Below are 13,643 nucleotides of genomic sequence, written 5' to 3' on the forward strand. Positions count from 1 at the left end.
TATCTTTAAGGTGTCCCGTTTAATAACAGCCCCGATAATTGCTTCCTGGCCGCGTTATCCTATCTCGCCGCCCTGCGGCAACTGTGCTAGCTATGGAGGGGAAAAAGATGGACGAATACTCACCGAAACGGCATGATATTGCCCAGCTTAAATACCTGTGTGAGAGTCTGTTTGACGACAGCATGGCATCATTAACTGACAGCCATCACGGCTGGGTAAATGATCCCACTTCCGAAAGCAATCTGCAGCTTAATGATTTGATTGAGCATATCGCCTCTTTCACCATGAATTACAAAATCAAGCACGTTGAAGATGAAGCGCTGATTTCGCAAATCGATGAATATCTTGACGATACTTTTATGCTATTCAGCAACTATGGTGTCACAAGTCCGGATCTTCAGCGGTGGCAACGTTCAGCGAAACGCTTATTTAATCTGTTCACTGAAGAGTGCGCTTTTCTCCAGCAGCCAAGCCATTCATTATAGTACTGACATGAGAACGGTTTATTTATGAACAAAACCCTGACAAAAACCGATTATTTGATGCGGCTGCGACGCTGCCGCTCGCTGGATACCCTGGAAAGGGTGATTGAAAAGAATAAGTATGAATTACCGGAAGCGGAATTAGCCATATTCTATTCGGCGGCTGACCATCGTCTGGCGGAACTGACGATGAACAAGCTCTACGATAAAGTGCCGGGTTCAGTGTGGAAATTTGTCCGTTAATCTAATCGTTTATTGCTAAGTTTTACCCTGTTCAGTACCAGACATTCCTGCCTGCCGGCAAAGGATCGGCCCGGGCGGGTTTTGCCTGTCTGCGATTCATGGGAGGTTTTCAGGGGGGAAAATGGTGGGGGCCCTGCCAGCTACATCCCGGCACACGCGTCACCTGCTGCGGCTGCTTCCTTCCGGATCTGACCGAGTTCACAAGCTAGCATTGCGGGAGAACCAACAGGGCCCCCATTGACAAGCCCTCTTTACGAGAGCGGGGGCATTATCTGGGAAGGAGGGGGCAATTGCAAGCCTCGACGGGACAACCGTTGTTTTCTTGAACAACCCTTGCCGGAACGCGTTCAGCGCTCCTTCCCCCGTGCTAATATTAAGACCCTTTTTCCTGATGAACGCAGCAGATGGATCAGCCTGACACTTTTCAGCACCGCATCTGGCAGATTGTTGCCGCAATTCCGTATGGCCGCGTTGCCACCTATGGCGATGTTGCCCTGCTGGCCGGTTCTCCGCGCGCAGCACGTCAGGTCGGCGGCGTGCTGAGCCGTCTGCCCGCAGACACCACCCTGCCCTGGCATCGCGTCGTTAACCGGCACGGCACCCTTTCACTGCAGGGGGATCGTCTGTTGCGGCAGCGGGATGCGCTGGCGGCGGAAGGTATTGAGATCGCGGATAACGGCCAGCTCGATCTGGCGGCCTGGCGCTGGCAGTTTTAGCGGAAAAGAGGGGCGACAGCGTCGCCCCGAAACAGACTTAAATGTGGGTCGGTGCCGGAACCGCAGCGGATGGCGTCACCATCGTCGGTGAGGTGGAAGGCACGGTGGTCGCCGCGCCTGGCTGGGTCGGCATCGCCATAGACGGAACCGGAACCAGCAGCAGCTCAGCTTTGGTGCCGCCCTGATTGATCACCGGCTTCACGCCTTCGGTGACAAAGGCCAGCTTGCCGTCGATGGCGATCGCCGCGCTTAACAGAATGCGGGCGTTGGGCTGAATATCGGCCGGGTTAAACGGCAGAACGAACTGGAACGGAGCCTGTTTGCCTTCGGTGCGCACGACGCGCTGTGACAGCACTTTTGACGGCGCATCGGCCATCGACGCATCAGACAGCGTTACGGTTAACACGGCATCCGGCGGCAGCGCAATGCGCTGACGGATGAAGATTGAGCCACTGACGTTCGGCTGCGCAATCGCCGTCGTCTGGCCTGCCACGGCTGACCCCAGCGTCGGCGTTGGCACAGGTTTACTTTTATCGGCGCATCCCGCAACAGCAACCGCCATAACTACTCCACTGAACACATGCCTGAGTTTCATTGATGTCGTCTCCATTTGATCAAAATGATTATCGGCAGCGAATCCTGCTTACAGCGCTTCACTCGCCGTATGTCCTTAATGTTGGCACAAAAATGAGATTTTGCCTGGCACAGGCAAAGCGGAAAGTCTGATTGACGTTAACTGGTCCGATCTTTCACACTGAGCAGGTCACTACATTGAGGAATGCGCCATGAGTCAGGCACTGCAAAATCTGCTGAATTTATTGAATCTGGAAAAACTGGAAGAGGGTTTATATCGCGGCCAGAGCGAAGATCTGGGGCTGCGCCAGGTCTTTGGCGGTCAGGTAGTGGGTCAGGCGCTGTATGCCGCAAAGCAGACCGTCGCAGAAGATCGCACCGTTCACTCTTTTCACAGCTACTTTTTGCGGCCTGGCGACAGTCAGAAAGCGATTATTTACGATGTGGAAACCCTGCGCGATGGCAAAAGCTTCAGCGCCCGGCGCGTCAGTGCCATTCAGAACGGGCAGCCGATTTTCTATATGACCGCCTCTTTCCAGTCACCGGAACAGGGATTTGAACATCAGAACCCGATGCCGCAGGTGGCCGGCCCTGAAAATCTGTTAACCGAGCAGGCGATGGCGCAAAAGATGGCCCATCTGCTGCCCGAAAAACTGCGCGAAAAGTTTATTGCCGAACGCCCGCTGGAGATCCGTCCGGTGCAGATCCACAACCCGCTGCGGGGACATGTGGATAAGCCTGAGCGTCAGGTCTGGATCCGGGCCACCGGGCCGCTGCCCGCCGACCTGCGTATCCATCAGTATCTGCTCGGCTACGCCTCAGATCTTAACTTCCTGCCGGTTGCCCTGCAGCCGCACGGCAAAGGCTTTCTGGAGCCGGATATGCAGGTTGCGACGATCGACCACTCGATGTGGTTCCATCGCCCGTTCGACTTCACCGAATGGCTGCTCTACAGCGTGGTCAGTACCTCGGCGTCTGGCGCGCGCGGCTTCGTCCGCGGTGAGTTTTATAATCAGCAGGGTGTGCTGGTGGCATCAACCGTTCAGGAAGGGGTGATGCGTCAGCGCAGCGAATAAAAAAAAGGGGGCGATTGCTCGCCCCCCGATTCTTTTTACTGCCCGACGATTACTGGTTGTAAGCGTTCTCGCCGTGGCTGTTCACATCCAGACCTTCGCGTTCATGCTCTTCCGGCACGCGCAGGCCGACAATCAGATCCGCCAGCTTGAAGCCGATGAAGGCAACGACACCCGACCAGACAATGGTGATGCCCACGCTGAAGATCTGCACCCACACCTGATGGCCCATAGTGACGCCCTGAGCATAACCCACGCCGCCCAGTGAAGAGGAAGCGAACACCCCGGTCAGGATACAGCCCACGATGCCGCACACGCCATGCACGCCGAACACATCGCAGGGATCGTCCACGCGCAGCCATTTTTTCAGGGTGGTAACACCCCACAGTCCCGCCAGACCACCGGCCAGGCCGATGATTAACGCGCCGCCGACACCCACGTAACCACAGGCTGGGGTAATCGCAACCAGTCCGGCAATAAAGCCAGAACAGGCACCCAGCAGTGAAGGTTTACCGCGCACCGCCCACTCGCCAAAGGTCCATGACAGTACAGCACCCGCGGTTGCCACAACGGTATTCAGGAAGGCCAGCGCCGCGATTTCGTTCGCTGCAGATGCGGAACCGGCGTTGAAGCCGAACCAGCCGACATAGAGAATGGCCGTGCCGGTAAAGACCATCGGCAGGTTGTGCGGTTTAAAGGCTTCTTTACCAAAACCGGCACGTTTGCCCACCAGGTAAGCCCCTACCAGGCCTGCTACCGCGGCGTTAATGTGTACGACAGTACCGCCAGCGAAGTCCAGAGCGCCATCCTGCGCCAGGAAACCGCCCGCCCAGACCATGTGTGCGATAGGCAGATAAGAGAGCGTCAGCCAGACGCCGACAAAAATCAGCACCGCAGAGAAGCGGATACGCTCGGCGATGGCACCCACAATCAGCCCCACGGTGATACAGGCAAAGGAGGCCTGGAACGCTACGTGGATATACTGATAGAAACTGCCCATCACGGCGGTGAGCTGAATGTTTTTCAGCATCGCCCAGCCAAAGCCGCCGAAAAAGGCGTTGCCTTCGCTGAAGGCCAGCGAGTAGCCGTAAACCACCCACAGCACGCAGACCAGTGAGAAGGTGACCGCAACCTGAGTCAGCATCGACAGCACGTTTTTGCCACGGATCAGGCCGCCGTAAAAGAGTGCAATTCCTGGAATTGACATAAAGAGCACCAGCGCGGTGCAAATCATCATAAATGCGTTATCAGCCTTGTCCGCAACGGCCGGCGCGGCCATCGCGAGTGAGGGTAACAGTGCCAGGCTGGTGAGGCCCAACTTCGCTAACATTTTATTCATTTTTATCCCATCCCATCACAGTACTGAGTCGTAATTACAGAGCGGCTTCGTCGGTTTCGCCGGTACGAATACGGATAACGCGCTGCAGTTCAGCCACGAAAATTTTACCGTCGCCAATTTTGCCGGTGTAAGCTGCTTTACTGATGACATCCACCACTTCGTCTAACTGATCGTCGGCAATCGCGATATCAATCTTGACCTTAGGCAGAAAGTTCACGCTGTATTCTGCGCCGCGATAAAGCTCTGCATGGCCCTTCTGACGGCCAAATCCTTTCACTTCGGAGACGGTCAGCCCCTGAATGCCGATAGAGGATAAAGCTTCACGCACATCCTCCAGCTTGAATGGCTTAATTACGACGGTAACCAGCTTCATTGGATCCCCTCCAGCGAGTAAATAGGTAACGTTTACGGACACGCAGGGATACAAGCAAAGCCTGTGCCAGAGTGTAAAACCGGCACAAATCAGTGAGTCAGACGAGACGCGGCAAGGGATGGGTTGGTGCGCCGCCTGAACAGGCACGCAGTATGACGGGGATCACAGTCGCGGAGTGCACTCCTTTGGTGCTTCAGGCGTCAAAGGAGTGCATTTGTACAGATTAGTCTGATAAAAGTGCGCAAAAAAGGTGCAACTCAGCCTTCTGCTGTTGTCGTTGCGCCCGACGCCAGTTCATCACCCGCCTGCTGAAGCTGATACATCTGCCAGTAACGGCCCTGCATCGCCAGCAGTTGCTGATGGGTGCCCTGCTCCACGACATGACCGCGATGCAGTACCAGAATCTTGTCTGCGTCGATAATCGTCGAGAGACGGTGCGCAATCACCACCAGCGTGCTGTGCTGGCGCAGCCTCGACAGCGTCTGCTGAATGGCCTGCTCCGTGCCGGAGTCGATATTGGCCGTCGCCTCATCCAGGATCAGGATCTGCGGCAGATCCACCAGCACCCGGGCCAGCGCCAGTAACTGCTTCTGGCCCACCGACAGGTTGTTGCCCTGCTCACCCAGACGGGTATGAATCCCCTCAGGCAGCGCCTGCGCCAGCGGAGCCAGCTGCACCTGCTCCAGCACCCGCCAGACCGCCTCTTCGCTGATGTCACGCCCCAGCCGCACGTTCGCCAGCAGCGTATCGGCGAGCACCACCGGGTCCTGCTGCACCATCGCGATACCGTGACGCAGCACGGCGTGGCTCAGGTCGCCGATGGGCCGGTCGTCAAGCCGGATTGCGCCCGGCGTCACCGGGTAATAACCCATCAGCAGGTTCGCCAGGGTGCTTTTGCCGCTGCCGGTGTGTCCCACCAGCGCCACAAACTCGCGCGGTGCGACCTCCAGATTGATGTCGCTCAGCACGTTGCGGTTTTCGCGGTAGGCAAAGCTCAGCTGGTTCAGCGTAATGCGACCGGATGCCAGAGGCTGCGGGTCGGCACCATACTGCTGCTGAGCTGCATCCATCAGCTCAAAGATACGTTCACCGGAGACGACCGCCTGCTGCAGCATCGACTGCTGCGTGGTCAGCTCAATCAGCGGCTCATTCAGCCGGCCCAGATAGGTAATAAAGGCGTAGAGCACCCCGACCTCAAACACGCCAGGCACGGAGAAACTGAACAGGATCAGCAGCCCGCACAGCACCATGGCGGAGAACAGGCTCAGCAGCGGACGCAGCAGAAAACCATCAAGGCGTAGCGTTTCCATGCGCGCCAGATAGTGGGACCGGCTCGCTTCGCCCATCCGCTCACCGAACCGCGCCTGCTGCCGGAACTGCTGGATGACGCTCATGCCGCTGATGACTTCGTTAAACCCGTTGTTGATGTCGGCCAGATAGCTGCGGACCCGGCGGGCAATCGGCGTGCTGTAGCGCTGATAGATAAACATCACCATCAGAACCAGCGGGAAGATCATCATCGCCACCAGCGCCATGCGCCAGTCCAGGCTGAACATCGCCACCATCATGGCGCCGACCAGTGCGGCACTGCGCAACACGGTGGCGACCACGGTGACATAGAGATCGCGGATCACTTCGGTGTCGTTGGTGACGCGCGAAATAATCTGCCCGACCGGCTGGGTATCAAAAGCGCTCAGCGGCTGACAGAGCGCGGCGTTCATCACATCGCTGCGTAACCGCTGCACCACCCCAATGGCGGCGCGGTTAAACAGCAGCGCCTGCCAGTAGTGCAGCGCGGCGGCCAGCAGCTGGAGCAGGATAAACCCCACCACCAGCCCGGCGACCAGCCCCCAGGGCATCTGATGTTTCGCTACCAGATTATCGATAAAGTAGCTGACCAGCACCGGGCCGGTCACCTCGGCTGCGGCAGCGATCCACAGCATCCCTACCGCCAGCGACAGGGATTTACGCCAGGGTTTGCCGTAGCTGAGCAAACGTTTCAGGGTCGGCCACAAGCGTCCGGACTTAGCCATGCGGCACTCCTTTTTCATTTTCATCATCATCCAGCGCGGCTTCCAGCTGCTGATAACGGTACATGTCGCGGTACCAGCCCGTCTGGCTGGTCAGTGCGTCATGGTCGCCCCGCTGCGCTACGCGGCCCTGCTGCAGCACCAGAATCTCACTGGCTTCCGTAAGGGCCGACAGGCGGTGGGCGCTGATAATCAGCGTGCGTCCCTGCCCCCAGATGCGCAGGTTATGCAGGATTTCGTGTTCGGTCCGGCCATCCACCGCCGACAGCGCGTCATCCAGAATCAGGATTTCGGCATTCAGCAGCAGTGCGCGGGCGATCGACAGGCGCTGCTTCTGTCCTCCCGACAGCATCACACCGCGCTCCCCGACTTCGGTTTCATAGCCCTGCGGCAGGCGCAGGATGTCGTCATGCACGCAGGCCAGCGTGGCGGCCCGTTCGATCTCCTCGCGGGTGGCATCCGGTTTCCCCAGCGCGATGTTGCTGGCCACGCTGTCGGAGAAGAGGAACGGCGTCTGGCTGACGACCGCCAGACGGCTGCGCCAGCTGTCCAGACGCAGCTGCGGCAGCGGGATCTGGTGATAGCGGATGTCACCCTGCTGGATATCGAAGTGGCGCTGAATCAGGCTCAGCAGGGTGCTTTTGCCACTGCCGGTGGGGCCGCACAGCCCCAGCATCTCGCCCGGTTTCAGCCGGAAGCTCACATCGCTCAGCACCGGACCGGCGCTGGCCGGATAGTTGAACGCGCGAATCGCAACCTGCAGCGTGCCGGGTTCCGCTGGCAGAGTGGTGTCGCCATCCTCCACCGCCGGTGCCTCGGCCAGCAGCGCGCCGATGCGGCTCCAGGCCGCGCTGCCGCGCTCGACAATATTAAACATCCACGCCAGCGCCAGCATCGGCCAGATCATCAGGCCCAGGTACATCACAAAGCTGGTGAGCTGGCCCAGCGTCATCTGATCGTGCCACACCAGCCAGCTGCCGCCGCCGATCGCCAGCAGGTTAGAGAAGCCGATCGCGATATAGATGGTCGGATCGAAACGGGCATCAACCCGCGCCACGCGCAGGTTCTTTTCCCCGGTATCGCGGGCGATATCAGAGAACTGCTGCGACTGATGCTGCTCAAGCCCGAAGGCTTTTATCATCCGGATACTGGTCAGGCTCTCCTGCGTCTGATCGTTAAGAGTGGAGAAAGCGGCCTGTGCCAGCTTAAAGCGGTGATGCAGCTGATTGCCGTAGCGATGAATCACGAGAGCCATGATCGGCATCGGCACCAGCGCGAGCAGCGTCAGCTGCCAGCTAATCTGCGTGCTCATCACCAGCAGCACCACGCAGCCCATCACCAGCGAGTCGACCAGCGTCAGGACGCCCTCTCCGGCGGCAAACACCACCCGATCCACATCGTTGGTGGCACGGGCGATCAGATCGCCGGTGCGGTGACGCAGATAGAAGGCCGGCTGCTGACGGCTCAGCTGGCGATAGAAATCTTCGCGCAGCTCAACCGCCAGCTGGTAGGAGGCCCCGAACAGCAGCACGCGCCAGACATAACGCAGCAGATAGACCACCACCGCCGTCGCCAGCATGATCCCAATCCACATCATGATGCGACCGGTGCTCATGTTGTCGCGCGTCACGCCATCCACCACCACGCCAACCACGTGCGGCGGCAGAAGCTGCAGGATCGCAATCACGATCAGCAGGATGACCGCGCCCAGATAGCGCCGCCACTCCCGCAGAAAATACCAACTTAATTGACTGAATAATCGCACAACGCTGTTCTCAATCTCAGGCCCTCAGGGGGCGACGGGTAAGGCCGTGGTGTATTTAATCTCTTCCATGGCAAAGCTGGAGGTGACATCAATCAGGCCAGGCACACCATTCACTAATCGTTTGTAGAAAGCATCATAGCTCTTCATATCGGCCACCTGGATCCGCAGCAGATAGTCATACTCCCCCGCCATCCGGTAAAAGGCCATCACCTCCGGCATGCCGCTCACCACCGAGACAAAAGTCTGATACCACTCGCGGCTGTGCTGCTGGGTTTTCACAAACATAAAGGCCGTCAGTGACAGTCCGATTTTATCCCCGTCCAGCAACGCCACGCGTGCGCGAATAATGCCATCATCTTCGAGCTTTTTCAGGCGCTTCCAGCAGGGAGTGGTGGTGAGGTTGACGGCCTCCGCCAGCGATTGCAGTGACAGGGTACAGTCCTGCTGCAGCAGCGCCAGTAGTTTAAGGTCAGTTTTATCTAACATTTGCGGCTCCGAGAGAATCATTTTCTCCACTGGTGCGATTTTAGCGGTAATTATGCAATCTCTTTTTCCTGCACGTGCCATAAAATAGCCACATCATATTTTACCGGACACCTGAGATGCACACCTGCTGGATTCGCCACGCTATCAACGAAATTAACGCTGACTTTCAACGTTCGGCGGAAACCCATCTGATCCGTTTCGACCTGGCGGACTTTCCCGGCATCTGGTTCTACCTGAAAGATGAGAGCACCCATCCCAGCGGCAGCCTTAAACATCGGCTGGCTCGTTCGCTGTTTCTCTACGGCCTCTCCAACGGCTGGATTAAGCAGAATACGCCGATTATTGAAGCCTCGTCAGGCAGCACTGCCGTTTCTGAGGCCTACTTCGCAAGGCTGCTGGGACTGCCCTTTATTGCGGTGATGCCTGCCAGTACCGCGAAGCGCAAAATCGAGCAGATCACCTTTTATGGCGGCCAGTGCCACTTTGTGGAGGATCCCTGCCAGCTCTATGCAGAATCTGAACGGCTGGCGCGCGAGCTGAATGGCCACTTTATGGATCAGTTCACCTACGCGGAACGCGCCACCGACTGGCGCGGCAATAACAATATTGCGGAAAGCATTTTCCGTCAGATGCAGCATGAGCCCTACCCGATTCCGCATACGGTGATCATGAGTGCGGGCACCGGCGGCACCTCGGCCACGCTGGGCCGCTACATCCGCTATCAGGGGCTGGAGACGAAACTGCTGGTGGTCGATCCGCAACACTCCGTCTTTTTCGACTACTGGCAGCAGCGTGATGCCACGCTGACCAGCACGCGCGGCAGCCTGATTGAGGGCATTGGCCGTCCCCGGGTAGAGCCATCATTTATGCCGGACGTAATCGATGAAATGGTGAAAGTACCGGATGGCGCGACGCTGGCCGCGATGCTGAAGCTGGAGAGTATTCTGGGACGCAAACCCGGCGCCTCAACCGGCACCAACTTCTGGGGCATGATGCAGGTGGCAAAACGTTTACGGGCCGCGAACCAGCGGGGATCGCTGGTCACCCTGCTGTGCGACAGCGGTGAGCGCTATCCCGACACCTACTATCAGCCTGAGTGGGTGGCAAAACATATCGGCGATATCACGCCCTGGCAGCGCGAGCTGGCGTAAAAAACCGGACATCCTGTCCGGTACACGGCAAACCTCAGCATTCGGGGGAATACGCGAGGTGGGGTGTTGCCAGCCAGTGGTTTAAATAATGAGACACCGCCTGTGTCTCGCAACGACCAATTACCGGCAGATGCGGCAGCGCGGCTTTCAGCTGCGCCATCGCATTGCCCATGATGAAACCCTGTCCGGCCTGCGCCAGCATCTCGCGATCGTTCATCGCATCGCCAAACGCCATACACTCCGCCATTGTCAGCGACAGATGATCACATAACTGACTCAGGGCGCTGCCTTTGTTGCAGCCTGCGGGCAGCACCTCCAGACAATCCACGGCGGAAAAACAGATATCGGCCTGCTCGCCCAGCGCCGCATCCAGCTCCGTTTTCAGCGCGCGCAGGCGCCGATGCTCGTCGATAAAGCAGATTTTTGTCACCTGATGCGCGGGCAGCGCCTTGAGATCGCAGAGCTGATAGCGGAATCCGCTCATCTGATGGGCATTCAGCAGTTCAGGCCGTGGGCGGTCGGTAAACCACCCTCGATCGTTGAAAACATGCAGGGAGGCGGACGTCCTCCAGTGGCCATGAATCACCGCTTCCGCCACGGCAGCGGGCAGATCCTGCGCAGCAATCAGCTGACCTGACGGGTCATGGATACGGGTGCCATTGCCGGTAATGAGCCACGCGGGCAGCGCCATTTTTTCACTTAACACCTGCATTTCCAGCAGATGACGGCCCGTCGCCAGCACCAGATGAATATTGCGCTGATGCAGCGCCTGCAGAGTGTCGAGCGTCTGCTGTCCCGGTTGATGATTTGGCAGTAACAGTGTGCCATCCATATCGAACGCCGCTAAACGCACCATGATTGATCTCCTGATGAAAGAGGAAGTCCACTATTGCCTGTTAATTGCGGAACTAATAGTGAATACTTTGAAAAAACTGTTCCGGGTTTAGAATGCGCCAGCTTAACCGTCTCAATCAGTTTCAGCGTCTGTGGCAGCAGAGTCAGGGCGCGCCACAGCAGACCTGCGTAGCGGAGATGGCCCGCCACTGCATCTGCAGCGAGCGTCATCTGCGTACTCTACTGTCACAGTGGCAGCATGCCGGCTGGCTCAGCTGGCAGGGCGAGCCCGGCCGCGGCAAGCAGGGGCAGCTGCGGTTTCTGCGCACGCCGGAACAGTTACGTCAGCAGCTCCTGCAGCGGCAGCTTGAGGCCGGTGAGGCGGCGGATGCCCTGCAACTGCTGGACCTGCCGCCGGAGAGGCTCATCAACATGCTGCGGCCCCTGATGGGCGGCCAGTGGCAGAATGATACGCCGGTCCTGCGCATCCCCTACTACCGGCCCATGGAAAGTACCGATCCGCGTCAGATTGCCGGTCGCGCTGAACAGCATCTGGTTCGTCAGATCTATTCCGGCCTGACCCGCTTTGAGCAGGATGAGCCGGTCGGCGATCTGGCACATCACTGGCAGCACGATGAAACGGCCTGCCACTGGCTATTCTGGCTGCGGCCGCAGCTGATGTGGCACAACGATGAGCCTGTCCAGGCCGGGCAACTGGTGACACAGTTCCGCCAGCTGGGGCAGGATCCGCGCGTCAGCCAGTTGCTGGCTGAGGTGGGCAGCGTCGATGCGCCCCATCCGCTTGCCGTGCGGTTTACCCTGAGGCAGCCAGATTTCTGGCTGCCGCATCGCCTCGCCCACCTGCTGTGTCTGCTGCCCCACCCCACGGAACCCGCCATCGGCAGCGGCCCCTGGAAACTGCGGCACTTCAGACCTGAGCTGGTCAGGATCGACAGCCATGCGCGCTGGCATCTGCAGCAGCCGCTGCTGCAGGCGGTGGAGTACTGGATCACGCCGCAGCTGTTTGATCCCAGCCTGGGCAGCAGCTGCCGTCATCCGGTGCAGATTGCGATAGGCGAACCCGCCGCGCTCAGGACGCTGCAGCCCGTGAGCAGCAGCATCAGTCTCGGCTTCTGTTACCTGGTCTGCCGCCCGCGGGCCGGTTTTACCGCTGACCAGGCGCGCAGACTTTTTCAGCTGATCCAGCAGAGTGGCATCGTCGGCCGGTTGCCGCTGGATGAGGGATTAATCACCCCCAGCCGGGAGCTGCTACCCGGCTGGGGCGTGCCGCAATTTGATGACGCTCCGGTTGATTTACCGGCGACCCTGACGCTGCATTATCAGTTACCGGTGGAGCTGCATGAGATGTCGCAGGCGCTGGTCACGCTGCTGGACGCGCACGGCTGCGCCCTGACAGTGGTGTTTCATCCGGTTAAAAACTGGCACACCCTGGCCCCGCCTGATGAAGCGGATATCGTGATGGGCGATCGGCTGATTGGCGATGCGCCGATCTTTACCCTGGCCAGCTGGCTGCAGATTGATCCGCTGTGGCGGCCGCTGTGGTCCACCGCGCAGGGCGAAGCGGTGGCGGCGCAGCTGGAGGCTATCCGGCAGATCGCGGATGGAGAAGCCCGCAGCCGCGCGCTGCACCAGCTTTACGATGGGCTGATGCACGGCGGTATCCTGCTGCCCCTGTTCAATTATCGCTACCAGATCCACGCGCCGCCCGGCGTGGAGGGCATTGAACTGAACACGCTGGGCTGGTTCGATTTCAGCCGTGCCTGGATCCCGCCCCCTGTCGATCCTCCTGCCGCTGTTCAGCGAGGGACTGAGGCATTACCATAGGCGCAAAATTCATTACCAGGAAAATGCCATGAAACGCGCGGTTGTTGTTTTCAGCGGTGGACAGGATTCCACCACCTGCCTGATCCAGGCTCTGCAGCTTTATGATGAAGTCCACTGCGTCACCTTCGACTATGGACAGCGCCACCGGGAAGAGATCGAGGTGGCACAGGCGCTGGCGATAACGCTGGGCGCGCGCGCGCACAAAGTGCTGGACGTCACCATGCTGAACGAACTCGCCGTCAGCAGTCTGACGCGGGATAACATTCCGGTGCCGGCTTACGATCCTGCGGCCAGCGGGTTGCCCAGCACCTTCGTCCCCGGACGCAACATTCTCTTCCTGACGCTGGCCTCGGTTTACGCCTATCAGGTTGAGGCGGAAGCGGTGATCACCGGCGTCTGCGAAACCGATTTTTCCGGCTATCCTGACTGCCGCGATGAGTTTGTCAAAGCTCTGAACCAGGCGGTTACGCTGGGCATGGCGCGCACCATCCGTTTCGAGACGCCGCTGATGTGGCTCAATAAAGCGGAAACCTGGGCGCTGGCGGACTACTGGCAGCAGCTCACCCTGGTGCGCGAGCAGACGCTGACCTGCTACAACGGCGTGAAAGGCGACGGCTGTGGTGAGTGCGCAGCCTGTCATTTACGGGCCAGAGGTTTACAGGCGTATCTCGACGACCGGCCGGGCGTGATGGCCGCCATGAAGGCAAAAAGCGGCCTGAACTGACACCGTCCG

14 protein-coding genes and 1 other RNA gene are annotated in these 13,643 nt (G+C 58.9%); 7 read left to right on the top strand and 8 right to left on the bottom strand.

Annotated elements, in window-relative coordinates; translation table 11 throughout:
• Nucleotides 1-107: 107 nt before the first annotated feature.
• Together tomB and J1C59_RS14075 are read left to right on the top strand one after the other, a co-directional pair.
• On the top strand, nucleotides 108-485 hold the full coding sequence (gene tomB / locus J1C59_RS14070) for an Hha toxicity modulator TomB (RefSeq protein ID WP_128084884.1): 378 nt from the start codon (nucleotides 108-110) through the stop codon (nucleotides 483-485).
• A gap of 24 nt (nucleotides 486-509) precedes the next feature.
• Nucleotides 510-725 (top strand): HHA domain-containing protein, encoded by a 216-nt coding sequence (locus J1C59_RS14075; RefSeq protein ID WP_128084885.1) that lies wholly within the window; start codon nucleotides 510-512, stop codon nucleotides 723-725.
• A 131-nt stretch (nucleotides 726-856) separates the two neighbouring features.
• On the opposite strand, the gene ffs is transcribed toward J1C59_RS14075, so the two are convergent.
• An RNA gene (gene ffs / locus J1C59_RS14080) (signal recognition particle sRNA small type) lies at nucleotides 857-953 on the bottom strand.
• Between the two features lie 176 nt (nucleotides 954-1,129).
• Between ffs and J1C59_RS14085 the strand changes: the two genes are divergently transcribed.
• Nucleotides 1,130-1,441 (top strand): MGMT family protein, encoded by a 312-nt coding sequence (locus J1C59_RS14085; RefSeq protein WP_128084886.1) that lies wholly within the window; start codon nucleotides 1,130-1,132, stop codon nucleotides 1,439-1,441.
• Between the two features lie 37 nt (nucleotides 1,442-1,478).
• Here the strand turns inward: J1C59_RS14085 and J1C59_RS14090 are convergent, their stop codons facing one another.
• Nucleotides 1,479-2,036, bottom strand: coding sequence for a YbaY family lipoprotein (locus J1C59_RS14090; protein ID WP_128084887.1), 558 nt, complete (start codon nucleotides 2,034-2,036; stop codon nucleotides 1,479-1,481).
• A 190-nt stretch (nucleotides 2,037-2,226) separates the two neighbouring features.
• Here J1C59_RS14090 and tesB point away from each other — a divergent pair, with 190 nt between their 5' ends.
• Nucleotides 2,227-3,090, top strand: coding sequence for an acyl-CoA thioesterase II (gene tesB, locus J1C59_RS14095; protein WP_128084888.1), 864 nt, complete (start codon nucleotides 2,227-2,229; stop codon nucleotides 3,088-3,090).
• 49 nt (nucleotides 3,091-3,139) lie between these two features.
• On the opposite strand, the gene amtB is transcribed toward tesB, so the two are convergent.
• The 5 genes from amtB to J1C59_RS14120 all read right to left on the bottom strand — a co-directional run bounded on the left by amtB (nucleotide 3,140) and on the right by J1C59_RS14120 (nucleotide 9,080).
• Nucleotides 3,140-4,426, bottom strand: coding sequence for an ammonium transporter AmtB (gene amtB / locus J1C59_RS14100; protein ID WP_128084889.1), 1,287 nt, complete (start codon nucleotides 4,424-4,426; stop codon nucleotides 3,140-3,142).
• Nucleotides 4,427-4,460: 34 nt separating this feature from the next.
• Nucleotides 4,461-4,799, bottom strand: coding sequence for a P-II family nitrogen regulator (gene glnK / locus J1C59_RS14105; protein WP_003850469.1), 339 nt, complete (start codon nucleotides 4,797-4,799; stop codon nucleotides 4,461-4,463).
• Between the two features lie 257 nt (nucleotides 4,800-5,056).
• The gene (locus J1C59_RS14110) at nucleotides 5,057-6,832 is read right to left on the bottom strand and encodes a SmdB family multidrug efflux ABC transporter permease/ATP-binding protein (protein ID WP_128084890.1); all 1,776 of its coding nucleotides are present in this window, start codon (nucleotides 6,830-6,832) and stop codon (nucleotides 5,057-5,059) included.
• Complete coding sequence (locus tag J1C59_RS14115; protein ID WP_128084891.1) at nucleotides 6,825-8,594, bottom strand: SmdA family multidrug ABC transporter permease/ATP-binding protein; 1,770 nt, start codon at nucleotides 8,592-8,594, stop codon at nucleotides 6,825-6,827. The genes J1C59_RS14110 and J1C59_RS14115 overlap by 8 nt, the downstream gene beginning before the upstream one ends.
• Before the next feature lie 24 nt (nucleotides 8,595-8,618).
• Nucleotides 8,619-9,080, bottom strand: a complete 462-nt coding sequence (locus J1C59_RS14120; RefSeq protein WP_111140970.1) for an Lrp/AsnC family transcriptional regulator — start codon at nucleotides 9,078-9,080, stop codon at nucleotides 8,619-8,621.
• 116 nt (nucleotides 9,081-9,196) lie between these two features.
• Here J1C59_RS14120 and J1C59_RS14125 point away from each other — a divergent pair, with 116 nt between their 5' ends.
• Complete coding sequence (locus tag J1C59_RS14125; RefSeq protein ID WP_128084892.1) at nucleotides 9,197-10,231, top strand: PLP-dependent cysteine synthase family protein; 1,035 nt, start codon at nucleotides 9,197-9,199, stop codon at nucleotides 10,229-10,231.
• A 34-nt stretch (nucleotides 10,232-10,265) separates the two neighbouring features.
• Here J1C59_RS14125 and cof read toward each other — a convergent pair whose 3' ends face one another.
• Entirely contained in the window at nucleotides 10,266-11,087 is an 822-nt protein-coding gene (cof, locus tag J1C59_RS14130; RefSeq protein WP_128084893.1) for an HMP-PP phosphatase, read from the bottom strand.
• Between the two features lie 92 nt (nucleotides 11,088-11,179).
• Between cof and J1C59_RS14135 the strand changes: the two genes are divergently transcribed.
• Nucleotides 11,180-12,910, top strand: coding sequence for an SgrR family transcriptional regulator (locus tag J1C59_RS14135; RefSeq protein WP_128084894.1), 1,731 nt, complete (start codon nucleotides 11,180-11,182; stop codon nucleotides 12,908-12,910).
• Nucleotides 12,911-12,938: 28 nt separating this feature from the next.
• The gene (queC, locus tag J1C59_RS14140) at nucleotides 12,939-13,634 is read left to right on the top strand and encodes a 7-cyano-7-deazaguanine synthase QueC (protein ID WP_128084895.1); all 696 of its coding nucleotides are present in this window, start codon (nucleotides 12,939-12,941) and stop codon (nucleotides 13,632-13,634) included.
• Nucleotides 13,635-13,643: the final 9 nt, after the last annotated feature.

The organism is Pantoea deleyi (assembly GCF_022647325.1).
GTDB classification, from domain to species: Bacteria; Pseudomonadota; Gammaproteobacteria; order Enterobacterales; family Enterobacteriaceae; genus Pantoea; species Pantoea deleyi.

Coding starts and splice junctions, on each gene's coding strand:
- J1C59_RS14075 (WP_128084885.1), top strand. CDS start 510: ATGAACAAAACCCTGACAAAAACCGATTATTTGATGCGGCTGCGACGC.
- cof (WP_128084893.1), bottom strand. CDS start 11,087: ATGGTGCGTTTAGCGGCGTTCGATATGGATGGCACACTGTTACTGCCA.
- tesB (WP_128084888.1), top strand. CDS start 2,227: ATGAGTCAGGCACTGCAAAATCTGCTGAATTTATTGAATCTGGAAAAA.
- amtB (WP_128084889.1), bottom strand. CDS start 4,426: ATGAATAAAATGTTAGCGAAGTTGGGCCTCACCAGCCTGGCACTGTTA.
- J1C59_RS14125 (WP_128084892.1), top strand. CDS start 9,197: ATGCACACCTGCTGGATTCGCCACGCTATCAACGAAATTAACGCTGAC.
- J1C59_RS14090 (WP_128084887.1), bottom strand. CDS start 2,036: ATGAAACTCAGGCATGTGTTCAGTGGAGTAGTTATGGCGGTTGCTGTT.
- J1C59_RS14135 (WP_128084894.1), top strand. CDS start 11,180: ATGCGCCAGCTTAACCGTCTCAATCAGTTTCAGCGTCTGTGGCAGCAG.
- glnK (WP_003850469.1), bottom strand. CDS start 4,799: ATGAAGCTGGTTACCGTCGTAATTAAGCCATTCAAGCTGGAGGATGTG.
- J1C59_RS14085 (WP_128084886.1), top strand. CDS start 1,130: ATGGATCAGCCTGACACTTTTCAGCACCGCATCTGGCAGATTGTTGCC.
- tomB (WP_128084884.1), top strand. CDS start 108: ATGGACGAATACTCACCGAAACGGCATGATATTGCCCAGCTTAAATAC.
- J1C59_RS14120 (WP_111140970.1), bottom strand. CDS start 9,080: ATGTTAGATAAAACTGACCTTAAACTACTGGCGCTGCTGCAGCAGGAC.
- queC (WP_128084895.1), top strand. CDS start 12,939: ATGAAACGCGCGGTTGTTGTTTTCAGCGGTGGACAGGATTCCACCACC.
- J1C59_RS14110 (WP_128084890.1), bottom strand. CDS start 6,832: ATGGCTAAGTCCGGACGCTTGTGGCCGACCCTGAAACGTTTGCTCAGC.